Below are 11,124 nucleotides of genomic sequence, written 5' to 3'. Positions count from 1 at the left end.
CCTCGGCGGGCGACCCGCGCGACGCCCTTGCGCCGCTCGACTTCCGGGCGACCGGGACCGCGCGGGGCGCGCGGACCTCGAGCGGCGCCGGCGCCTCGCTGCTCGCGGCGGGAACCACCGCCACGCGCTCCGGGCGCCGCGCCGCGACCCTCGCCGGCGCAGGCCCGGCAGAGAGCGCCGCCACGGCGCCCCCTGCGACCACCGCGGCCACGATGGCGGCCGCGACGTTCGGGGCGATGGCCGCACGCGGGTACGTGCGGGCAGCGAGCCAGGCGCGCAAGCCCACGGCGACGAGCGCCCCGCGCAAGGAACCGTCGGTGAGCGCACGCCACGCGGCCGCGCCAAACGGCACCGGCGCCGAACGAAGCGAGGGGTCCGTCGCCTCCGGCGCCGCGTCGGGGTCGCGCTGCGCGAGGCGCGCCGGCGCGGAACCCACCGCGACCGTCTCGGCGACGGCGGCGTTCGCGACGGCCGGCGCGGCGAGACCGAGGTCCGGCGGCTGCCCGGCCGGGGGCGCGAATGGATCCCCGAGGAGAGCTTCGACGCGCGCGATCGACGCGAGCAGCTCGCGCAGGCGGGCCTGCGGGTCGACGTCGGCCGGAAGCGGAAGCGGGGGCGGGAGCGCGGGCGCGGGCGCCCCTCGCGCGGCCATCGACGCACCGCGCAGCGGCGGGGGTCTGGGCGCGATTCGCGTCAGCCGCTCCGCGGCGAGCGGCAACGGTGGCGGCCTCGCGGGCGTCGGCCGGGCGACGGGCGCGTCGAACCGGAGCACGACCGTGTGCCCGCAGCTGCACGGGAGGCGGTAGACGCGCCCCGCCACCGGCTCGCTCGCCGTCGCGTAACGCTTGCCGCAGCGATCACAGGAAAAGCGCATGACAGCACCCCGAATGGCGAGCGCCCGTTCTGCGCCTCGCTCATCGGAGCTTCGAGCGATGGCCTGCCAGGTCGCCTGCCGCGACACCGTGTGTGCGCTGTCCCACGCTCGCCGCTCCCTTCATGGGGTCGTCGCGTAGACACGCTCCGTCCGGTAGCACCGAAGGTGACATCTCCAGCGGTCGCCGACTTCTCGGGGGTTCCATCCTCCGGAGCAACCCGGTGAAACGCCGAAGGGCCGGCCCGGAGCACCGGACCGGCCCTTCCTTCACTTCACCAACCCGATCGGCTCAGGCCGCGGTGGACGCGCCGAGCGCCTGCTCCTGCTTGCGGTGCGCGAGGAAGCCCCAGGTCACGAACCCCGCCTCGGCGAGCGCGACGATGATCATCCAGTTCACCACCGGGGAGTCGCCCTGGCCGTACGAGTGCAGGCCCGAGCCGAGCACGAAGTTCACGCCCAGGTAGGTCATGAGGATCGTCTGGAACGCGATGATGGAGAGCGCCGCCACGCCGAACTGACCGATGAGCTTGTCGAACCGTCCGTGGATGATCGCCATGTACGCGAGGAACGCGACGAGCGACCAGACCTCCTTCGGATCCCAGCCCCAGTAGCGGCCCCACGACGACGCCGCCCAGACCGAGCCGGTGAGGATGCCGGCGATGAGCAGGATGGAGCCGACCATCATGTACCAGTAGTTCAGGTCGGACATGCGGACGGTGAGGTCCGTCCGGCGCGGCGCGAAGATCGTGAAGCCGATCTGCATGTGCGCGATGACGACGCCGAGCGCGAGCACCGAGTAGCCGATCATGATGATCGGCACGTGGATGGCGAGCCACGGCGTCCCGGAGAGCACCGGCGGCATCGGGTGGATGAACCGGTCGATGGGCAACAGGTCCGTGAGCGCCATCGTGAGCGCCGCCATCGCGTTGGCGTTCAGCACGACGAGGCGGTTCCGCAGCACCGGGAGCGCCACCACCGCGAACAGCCCGACGCCCCACGCGAGGAACAGCAGCGACTCGTACATGTTGGACGCCGGGATGCGCCCCGCGACCCCCCAGCGCATCGCGATGCCCCAGCTCATCACCGCGAACCCGCCGAGGAGGCCGGCGAACGCGAGGCCGTCGAGGAGCTTCGACTTGCGGTTCCAGGCGGCGAGCGAGACGACCAGCGCGCCGAGGAGGACGATCCAGGCGACGCGCGTCGAGCGGACCTTCTTGTAGAGGATCTCGCGGTCGATCGCCTGGGGCGACGGCCAGCCGTCGAGGCGCGGCCCGGTGGAGAGCGCGACGAGGTCGTCGACCGAGCTCATCGGCTGCGGCACGCTCCAGCGCGCGCGCGGCTTGCCCGCCACGGGGATGGCGCGGAGCTTGTCCTTCTCGAGGAAGCCCTGCATCCAGACGAGCCGCTCCTCGAGCTTCTCCGCCTGCGCGAGCACGCCGGTGCGCGGCTGGTCGGTCATCGCCGCCTGCCGAGCCTGCTGCATGATGCCGAGGACGCGCTGGCTCGAGACGAGCTGCGAGAAGGAGGCGTACTTCGTGCCGCCCGGGAGCCCGACGGCGACGGCGAGCTCGGGGCTGCCGAGCTGGACGAGGGGGGTGTTCGCCGCGCGCATCGGGTCGAACAGCCACTGCGCGACGGTGACGACCGGGTCCTCGCCGTTCCAGGAGTACGAGCCCGTGACGTTCCAGACCGCCTCGCGGGCGAGCGTGTCGAACGGCATGCTGCGGCCGTCGTGCTGCACCGGCAGCCGGCGCATCGCGTCGACCTTGGCCCACCCGTCCATCGCGGCGGGAGCGGGCGCCTGCGCCGAGCCGGCCGAGGCGAACAGCGCCAGCACGAGCGCGGCGGCGGTCTTCCCGACGCGGCCCGACGCGCGCGCGCTACCCGTGTCGTCGCCCGCGAGCATGCGCTCGAGCTGCCCGCGCTTCTTCGTCTCCACCATGCGGGTGCCGAGCACGACGATCATGCCGAGCACGAGGAACGTGTACCCCACGAAGACGAGGTTCTGGCCGGGGTCCCTGGAGACGGAGAGGACGGTCGCCTCGCGGCGGATCTCGTTCGTCTGCGGGTCCCGGTCCTGCTGGTAGCTCGACTGGAAGAGGCTGTACCCGCGGTAGTGGAGCGGGTGGTTCATCCAGATCTCGGCCGCGAACGTCTCGTTCGTGTCACCGTCCGTGATGTGGACGCGGCTGCGGAACTGCGAGGGCCGCATCGTCCCCGGGTAGTTCTCGACCTCGAAGTCGTCGAGCTTCACGGTGAAGGGGAGCTTGTGCGACAGCGACGGCTGCCCGCTCGAGTCGAGCGCGGCGATCTCGCCGGCGCTCTGCCCCTCCCACAGCCCGAGCTGACCCTCGGTCTTGAAGAAGTAGGTGAGCCCCGCGCCGATGAAGATGACGATGATCGACGTGTGGGTGATGAGGTAGCCGATGCGCTGCTTGCCCCAGGGCGCGAGCGACAGGAGGGACGCGATGACGTTCACCGCGAACAGGCCCTGCAGCCCGAGGAACCACCAGGCGTAGTAGACGGTCCGCGCCGCCACGGGCGCGCCCCTCGACGACTCGATGATCGTCCCCGCCGCGAGCCCGATGAGCAGCAGCACGAGCAGGATCACGGCGAGCTTCAGGGATGCGAGCTGGTTGAGGAGCCTCTTCATCGACGCGAACCCTCCGAAACGATCCGGCGAAGCGCCGGATCTCCCGCCGGTGGCGAGCGACCCGCAGACCGGGTGTGGGCCCCACCGAGGAACCCAGGCCGTCGTGGCCGCGGCGGGCCGCGTGGCCTCCCTGCCATCTTCGGGCCACCGGCACAACGCCGGGATCGCAGGGATTAATCCGCGCAGGAGAGGGCTCTGGAGCGCTCGGTCGCTGCGGCCCCGCGCCGCGCACCCACCGTCCGGAACACCTGGCCTCGCCCGGGATCTCGCGGTCTTGCGTGAGATCAGCCGCGCCTTGCAGCGGGGGCCTGGCGGCGAGCGCCGAGCGCGGCGGAGGCCCGGGCCGGCGAGGGCCTCGATGGCCTGGCCGTCGGGATTCCGAGGCGTCGGCGCACGTTCTGCGCGTGCGCGCCCCGGGTGCGCGGATTCCGCCGCCGGGACCTCCCTGGCCGCTGTCCGGCGAGGCGAGCACCCGCATCAGCGAGCCGGGGACCCCGGCTCGACGAGCACCCGCTGGCGGTAGAGCTCGAGCAGCACCGCGTCGTCCAGGTCGGCGTGCAGCTCCGCGCGGAGGCGCGCGCGGACCGCAGCGACCGTCGCATCCCCGGTGAAGCGCACGAGGAGCGCGTGGGCCTCGCCCGGCAGCGCCACCGCCTCGTGCTCGCTGTAGCCGCCGAGGGCCACCGAGCCGTCCGGGAGCCACTGCACCGTCGCGCCGGGGTCGAGCTTCAGCACCGGCGGGAGCGCGGTCGAGCGAGCCGCCTCGACGGCGCGCGCGAGCTGCCGGCGCGCGATCGTGCCGTCGAGCCCGAGGATCGCCTCGAGCTCGCGGGCCCCGATCCCGCTGACCACCGCGTGGCAGCGCCGGTACAGCTCCGCCTCGCGCCCCGCCCACGGACCCCACACCGCCCGGTGCTCCGCCTCGGGCGGCGGAGCGCCGTCGAGCTCCTCGGGGCCGACCGGCGACGGGGCCCGCCGCCCCGGCGGCTCGTCGAGCGCGGCGGGGAACACCTCGAGCAGCGCGCGCCGGGCGAGCTGCACCTCCACGAGCGACAGGAGCTCCTTCACCGCCATCCACATGCGCCGGCCGTCCGCGCCTGACGCGTGCTGGCAGAACCAGGTCGAGCAGACCGCATCGCGGTGCGCCCAGATCGAGCAGCCGCCGCTCTCCTCCGCGTAGTACGGGCAGCGGAGCGCGCGGGACCGCCCGAACGCGCGGTGCGACGCGTCGTACAGGAGGTGGAACGTGCGCGGCGGGTGGAGCCACTCCGGCGTGACGCCGACGCGCGAGGCGACGCGCGCCTCGATACGGCGTCGCCCCTCGGCCGCCTCCGGGCGATCGTCGGCCAGGATCGCGCCCACGAGGTAGTTCGGCAGGCGGGGGTGGAACGTGCAGCACTTCGTGTCCGGCCGGAAGAAGCGAGGGACGCCGTCCACCGGGCGCACCGGCCGCTCGCAGTGCTCCTCGAGCATGGCGCAGCGCGCGCAGGTCGCCTTGGTCTCCGCGGGCACCTCCGCGTCGAGCGGTGGCCCGAGCAGCACGCGGTAGAGCGCGGGCAGGGCGTCGCGGAGCTCGGGCACGGGGCACCTCCTCGCGGGCGGCGCACCCGCGCGGCGGATCTAACCGCCGATGGCGCGGCGCTCCCTTCTCGAAGGGAGGATTCACGCCGGCAGAGCGCGAAGAAGGGGCCGCCCCTGCTCGCGGGGAGCCAGGCGGCTCCTCGCGCCGGGCGCGCGGCGGTGCGGGGCTGGCCTGCGGTGCGGTCCCCCTGCCCTCCCGCGCGGCGGGAGCAAAGGGAGGGGACGCTCCGGTGGCGGAGGAGGACAGGGGGCCTGCACACGGGCCGCGCCGCTCGGAGGCGACGTCGACCGCTCGCCCTGGAGGCTGGACTCTCCAGCGCGGCGACGCCGCCGCGGGAGTCCTCCACCTGCGGGATCCCATCTACCTTGGGAATCCCGGGCGCCTTCGGCCACCCGGGCAGGTCGCGTCCGCGTCCCGACCGCGCTCAGGCGCCGGCGCGGGACCGCGCCTCTCGCGAGGGCGATCCCGACGCGCCGCGTCGGAGAGAGGAACGGCGCGCTGCGCGAGAGCGAGCTCCCGCGCAGCGCCGCCCGTCATGAGGAGGCTAGAGGAGCCCCGGCTTGCCCTGCTTCCAGCGCTCGAACTCGGTGGTGAGCAGGTCGACGTGCTCCCGCTCCTCCGCCGCGAGCTCCTTGTAGAGCTGGCGCTCCGCCGAGCCCGGCGCGGTCTTCTCGGCGCGCTCGGTGAAGAACTTCACCGCGCGCTCCTCGAAGGCGATCGCGATCCGGAACAGGTTCGCCGGATCCTCCGGGCGGTTCGCGATGCCCGCGTAGATCGCGGCGCGCTCCACCTTGAAGTCGGCCGACGGCGCGGGCATGTCCGCGTGGTAGCGGCGCGAGAGCGTCGCCATGTGCTCCTGCTCCATGGCGGCGAACTTCCCGAACAGCACCTTCAGCCCGGCGTCCGGCGTCTCCTTGGCAGCCCGGCTGTAGAACGCCATGCCGCCGAGCTCGATCTCGAAGGCGACGCGGATGGCGTCCTGGGCCGCGGCGTCCTCGACCTTGCCGCGCTCCAGGGCGGCGAGCTTGCCGCCGCACGCGGGGCACATGCCGTACGGGAAGGCGAAGCCCTCGCTCACCTTGCCGCAGTCGTCGCAGCGCCACTGGAGCGTCGAGCCGGCGCAGCAGACGTACGCCTCGTCGCCCTCGACCGGCCGGTGGCACTTCGGGCAGGTCGCGCCGGGGGTCTCGAGCGCACCTGCCGCGGCGGAGGCGCCGGCGAAGCGCGCGGTCTCCGGGAGCGGCGCCATCGGCTTGAACGCGGCGACGTCCTCCTTGGTGAGAGGCCACTTCTTGCCGCTGGAGAGGTACGTCGCGATGGACTTCGCGGCGCGGCGGCCGGCGCCCATGGCGAGGATCACCGTCGCGCCGCCGGTGACGATGTCACCGCCCGCGAACACGCCGGGGAGGTTCGTCGACTGCGTCGAGTCGAGCTGGCCGTCGTCCGCGGCGATGTTGCCCCACTTGTTGAGCGCGATGCCCGGGGTGGACTGCGTGACGATGGGGTTCGCCTTGGTCCCGAGCGCGACGATGACGGTGTCGCAGTCGAGGTCCTTGAACTTCCCCGTCGGCACCGGCTTGCGGCGCCCCTTCTCGTCCGGCTCGCCGAGGACCATCTCCTCGACCTTCATGCCCTTCACGTTGCCGTCGGCGTCGGCGTAGATCTCGACCGGCGCGTGGAGGAAGAAGAACTCGATGCCCTCCTCCTTCGCGTGGCGGAGCTCCTCGATGCGGGCCGGCGCCTCCGCCTCGGTGCGGCGGTAGACGCAGCGGACGGTCGGCGCGCCGAGGCGCTTCGCGACGCGCAGGCAGTCCATGGCGGTGTTGCCGGCGCCGACGACGGCGACGCTCTTGCCGAGCGTGATGGGCGTGTCCTTGAACGGGAAGACGTTGCCACCCATCAGGTTCACGCGGGTGAGGAACTCGTTCGCCGAGTAGACCTGGCTCGCGGACTCGCCCGGGATGTTCATGAACGCCGGCGCGCCCGCGCCGACCCCGAGGAACACCGCGTCGTAGCCCTTCTCGCTGATGAGCTGCGGGACGGTGAAGGTCTTGCCGATGACCTTGTTGGTCTCGATCTTCACGCCCTGATCGACGAGCTGCTTCACCTCGCGGGCGATGATGTCGCGCGGGAGGCGGAACGGCGGGATGCCGTACTGCAGCACGCCGCCGACGACGTGGAGCGCCTCGTAGATGGTCACGTCCGCGCCGTACTTCACGAGGTCCGCGGCGGCGGAGAGGCCGGCGGGGCCGGAGCCGCAGATGGCGACCTTGCCGAGCTTCTTCGCGAAGCGCGGGGGCGCGACGGGCTTCGGCGTCGCGTTGTCACCGACGAAGCGCTCGAGCCGGCCGATGCCGACCGACTCGACCTTCTTGCCGATCACGCACTGCGCCTCGCACTGCGACTCCTGCGGGCAGACGCGGCCGCAGACCGACGGGAAGGCGTTCGCCTGCTTGATGACCTCGAGGGCGCCGTCGAAGTCGCGGACCACGACGTGCTTGATGAAGCCCGGGATGTCGATCTGGACCGGGCACCCCGAGACGCAGGTCGGCTTCGCGCACTGGATGCAGCGCTCGGCCTCCTGGAGGGCGTCCTCGAGGCCGTAGCCGAGGTTCACCTCCTTGAAGTTGCGCGCCCGCTCGAGCGCGTCGCGCTCGGGCATGTGCGTCTGCTTCGGGAGGAGGTCCTTGATCTTGCGGTAGTTCTTCTTGTTCTCCTCGAAGAGCTGCTTCTCGAGGTTGCAGACGTGCGCGTAGTCCTCGCTCGCGCGCTGCTCCTGGCTCTTGAAGCGCTTCTGCCGGGAGAGGAGCTCCTTGAAGTCGACCTTGTGGCCGTCGAAGTCCGGCCCCTCGACGCAGGCGAAGGCGACCTTGCCGCCCACCGTCACGCGGCAGGAGCCGCACATGCCGGTGCCGTCCACCATGATGGCGTTGAGCGACACCATCGTCTTCACGCCGAACGGCCGCGTGGTCTCGACGCAGGCGTTCATCATCGGGAGCGGCCCGATGGCGACGACGAGATCCGGCTTGTCCTTCTCGAGGATCTCCTTCAGCGCGGCGGTGACGAAGCCGGGCTTGCCGTAGGAGCCGTCGTCGGTGCAGACGACGAGGTCGTCGCAGTACTTCTTGAACTTGTCCTCCCAGAACACGAGGTCCTTGTTCCGGAAGCCGATGACGCCGGTGGTGCGGTTCCCCGCCTCCTTGAAGGAGCGGAGCTGCGGGTAGACCGGCGCGACGCCGAGGCCGCCGCCCACGAGCACGACGTGCCCGTACTTCTGGATGTGCTGCGGCAGGCCGAGCGGGCCGACGAAGTCGACGAAGCTGTCGCCCTGCTCGAAGTCCGTCATCATCTCCCGGGTCGTCTTGCCGAGCGTCTGAACGACCATGGTGATGGTCCCGGCCTTGCGGTCGTAGTCGGCGACCGTGAGCGGGATGCGCTCGCCGCCCTCGCGGAGGCGGAGCATCACGAAGTGGCCGGGCTGGGCGGAGGCAGCGACGTCGGGGGCCTCGACCTCCCAGAGGAAGGTCGTGTCGGAAAAGGCTTCGCGGCGGACGATCTTGTACATCGGGATTTCGATGCCTCCCTGAGGGTTACGAAAAGGCGCGCGGCAGCGCGGTCGTAGCAGCGACCGGCTCGGGGCGTCAAGGGGAGGTCCGCGGAATTCCTTGGATATTTCCTGACGGAACGGGTCCACATTCGCCTGGGCCGCGCTTCCCGGGTCTGGGATCCGAGACGCCCCCCCGCGGCGAGACCTGGCCAGTATCCTCCGCCGCGATGGACGCCGTGCTTGCCAGCCGCCGCCCCCTGCCCCGGCGCAGTCCTGGCGTCGTGCCGGCCACCTGGGCGCTCGCCGTCGCCAATGCCGCGGCCTTCGCGCTCGTCCTGTCGCGCGGCGACCCGAGCGACCCCGCGCTGCTCGTCCGCCTCGGCGCGCTGGAGCGGAGCCGCGTGTGGGCGGGCGAGGCGTGGCGGCTCGTGACCGCCGGGTTCCTGCACGGCGGCTGGCAGCACCTCACGATGAACCTGGGCGCGCTCCTCCTCGCCGGTCCCATCGTCGAGCGGGGGCTCGGGCGAGCGCGGTTCCTCGGCCTCTACCTCGGGAGCGTCGTCGCCGCCTCGGCCGCCTCGCTCCTCGGACACGACGCGGTCGTGGCGGGCGCGTCGGGCGGGGTGTTCGGGGTGGTCGGCGCGCTGCTCGTGCTGGAGCTGCGCCGGGCGGGGAGCGTGCGGCGCTTCCTCGCCGCGCCGCATGTCGCGCTCGTCGTGGGCGCGCTCGCGATCGGCTTCGTCGGCTCGCGGCTCTTCCCGGCGGGCCTCCCGGTGGACGACTTCGCCCACGGGGGCGGGCTCCTGACCGGCGCCGCGGCCGCGTGGCTCCTCACGCGCCCCGCCCCGCGCACCACCTGGCCGTGGGCGGCCTTCGGGCTCGCCCTCGCCGTGGCCCTCACCGCGGCGGTCTGGCCGCGCGCCGGGACGACGCGGTTCCAGGCCGAGGAGCTGGAGCGCCAGATCTACGCTGCGCTCCGGCGCGAGGACGTCGCCGAGTCGCGCCGGCTCCTCTCGGTCGCGGACGCGCGCGGCCAGCGCTCGCCCGCGCTCGACTACTTCCGCGCGCTCGTGCAGGCGCAGGGCGGCGACCTCGAGGGCGCCCTGCTGGCGCTGCGCGCGCTCGCGACCTCCGCCGGCGTCCCGCTCCGCGACGACGTGCGCCGCTCCGGCGCCCGGGTCGCGCGGATGCTCGCCTACCGGCACGGCTCCGGCGACGGCCGCCCGCTCGATCCCGCCCGCGCGGTCGCCTATCTCGAGGAGTCCTGCGCGCTCGGCGAGGCGCAGAGCTGCCGGGATGCGGCCGCGGCGCGGTCCGCCGGCCGGTGAGCGGCGCTCACTCCCCGATGGCCTTCAGCACCACCCGCTTCCGGCGGCGCCCGTCGAACTCGTAGTAGAAGACCTGCTGCCACGGGCCGAGATCGAGCTTTCCCTGCGTCACGGGGAGGATCACCTGGTGCCCGACGAGCAGGTTCTTGAGGTGGGCGTCGCCGTTGTCCTCGCCGCTCCGGTGGTGGCGGTAGTCGGGGCCTGGCCTCGAGTCGTCCGCGGCCGGCCCCGGAGCGAGCCGCTGCACCCACTCCTCGATGTCGGCGTGCAGCCCGGGCTCGTCGTCGTTCACGAACACCGCGGCGGTGATGTGCATGGCGGAGACGAGGACCATGCCCTCCGCGATACCGCTCTCCTGGAGGAACCGCTCGACCTCGCCGGTGATGCGCACGAGGCCCCGCCGGCGCGGCAGCTCGAACCAGAGGTATTTCGTGTGGCTCTTCATGGTGCGAAGCCTAACGCGACCCGAGGCAGGATCCCGGCGAGGCGCCGCCGGCACCGCCCGATCGCGTGCGACGCGGCGCCCTCCGCGTGGGGCACTGCCCCTCGCGGTCATCGGGGGAATCCCGGAGACATCGGCGGAGCGGCGAGGCGCTGGTCCCTCACCCACGGGTGAGGCGCTCGCGGTACTTGTCGCTCGGCCCGAGCCGCGAGATCGTCGCCCTACCGGAGGCGATCATGTCCGCGGACTGGACGCCGGAGCTCACGGTGAATCACGCGCAGCTCGACGAGGAGCACCTCGAGATCTTCCGCCGGCTGGAGATCGCGGCGCGATCGCTCGAGGGCACCCGCGACGCAGCGGAGCGCGCCGTGAGCACGCTCGCCGACGCGATCGTGGAGAACCTCGCGTCCGAGGAGCGGCTCATGGACGAGACGCTCTACCCGGATCGCTCGCGTCACCGCGCGGCGCACGAGCTGTTCATGGCGGACTTCGCGAGCATGCGCGACGAGCTGCGTGAGAAGGGCCCTACCCCGCTCGTCGCCGTCTGGCTCGGCGTGCGGCTCCCCGAGTGGCTGCGCTTCCACATCCGCGTGAACGACGCGCCGCTCGCCGCGCACCTCGCGCGCCGGCGCCCGAGCGAGCCGGGGGTCGTGCGGTGGCGCCGGACGGGCACGCACCACGTCTCCTGAAGCGCCGCC

The 11,124-nt window shown here is 72.9% G+C and carries 7 protein-coding genes; 2 read left to right on the top strand and 5 right to left on the bottom strand.

Features of this window, described 5'->3' with window-relative positions; all coding sequences use genetic code 11:
• The 4 genes from MNY62_RS19820 to gltA all read right to left on the bottom strand — a co-directional run.
• The coding region (locus MNY62_RS19820) for a zinc-ribbon domain-containing protein (RefSeq protein WP_242346083.1) at positions 1 to 874 on the bottom strand (874 nt) is incomplete at its 3' end.
• A gap of 289 nt (positions 875 to 1,163) precedes the next feature.
• Entirely contained in the window at positions 1,164 to 3,527 is a 2,364-nt protein-coding gene (gene ccsA / locus MNY62_RS19815) for a cytochrome c biogenesis protein CcsA (protein ID WP_242346082.1), read from the bottom strand.
• 477 nt (positions 3,528 to 4,004) lie between these two features.
• Positions 4,005 to 5,108 (bottom strand): hypothetical protein, encoded by a 1,104-nt coding sequence (locus MNY62_RS19810; protein ID WP_242346081.1) that lies wholly within the window; start codon positions 5,106 to 5,108, stop codon positions 4,005 to 4,007.
• A gap of 545 nt (positions 5,109 to 5,653) precedes the next feature.
• Positions 5,654 to 8,674: an NADPH-dependent glutamate synthase gene (gene gltA, locus MNY62_RS19805; protein WP_242346080.1), complete on the bottom strand. Its 3,021-nt coding sequence runs from the start codon at positions 8,672 to 8,674 to the stop codon at positions 5,654 to 5,656.
• A 209-nt stretch (positions 8,675 to 8,883) separates the two neighbouring features.
• On the opposite strand from gltA, the gene MNY62_RS19800 reads away from it, so the two are divergent.
• A complete protein-coding gene (locus tag MNY62_RS19800; protein ID WP_242346079.1) occupies positions 8,884 to 9,984 on the top strand; it encodes a rhomboid family intramembrane serine protease in 1,101 nt (366 codons plus the stop codon).
• A gap of 7 nt (positions 9,985 to 9,991) precedes the next feature.
• Here MNY62_RS19800 and MNY62_RS19795 read toward each other — a convergent pair whose 3' ends face one another.
• A complete protein-coding gene (locus MNY62_RS19795) occupies positions 9,992 to 10,429 on the bottom strand; it encodes a secondary thiamine-phosphate synthase enzyme YjbQ (protein WP_242346078.1) in 438 nt (145 codons plus the stop codon).
• A gap of 233 nt (positions 10,430 to 10,662) precedes the next feature.
• On the opposite strand from MNY62_RS19795, the gene MNY62_RS19790 reads away from it, so the two are divergent.
• Positions 10,663 to 11,115, top strand: coding sequence for a bacteriohemerythrin (locus MNY62_RS19790; RefSeq protein ID WP_242346077.1), 453 nt, complete (start codon positions 10,663 to 10,665; stop codon positions 11,113 to 11,115).
• The last annotated feature ends 9 nt before the right edge of the window (positions 11,116 to 11,124 follow it).

It is taken from the genome of Anaeromyxobacter terrae, assembly GCF_022690685.1.
Lineage (GTDB): Bacteria > Myxococcota > Myxococcia > Myxococcales > Anaeromyxobacteraceae > Anaeromyxobacter > Anaeromyxobacter terrae.
Note: the sequence above shows the minus strand (reverse complement) of the source record. Positions and strands in the feature narration are given on the sequence as shown.

What these genes read in the sequence shown, in the direction of transcription:
- ccsA (WP_242346082.1), bottom strand. Translation starts at nt 3,527, where the DNA reads ATGAAGAGGCTCCTCAACCAGCTCGCATCCCTGAAGCTCGCCGTGATC.
- gltA (WP_242346080.1), bottom strand. Translation starts at nt 8,674, where the DNA reads ATGTACAAGATCGTCCGCCGCGAAGCCTTTTCCGACACGACCTTCCTC.
- MNY62_RS19800 (WP_242346079.1), top strand. Translation starts at nt 8,884, where the DNA reads ATGGACGCCGTGCTTGCCAGCCGCCGCCCCCTGCCCCGGCGCAGTCCT.
- MNY62_RS19795 (WP_242346078.1), bottom strand. Translation starts at nt 10,429, where the DNA reads ATGAAGAGCCACACGAAATACCTCTGGTTCGAGCTGCCGCGCCGGCGG.
- MNY62_RS19790 (WP_242346077.1), top strand. Translation starts at nt 10,663, where the DNA reads ATGTCCGCGGACTGGACGCCGGAGCTCACGGTGAATCACGCGCAGCTC.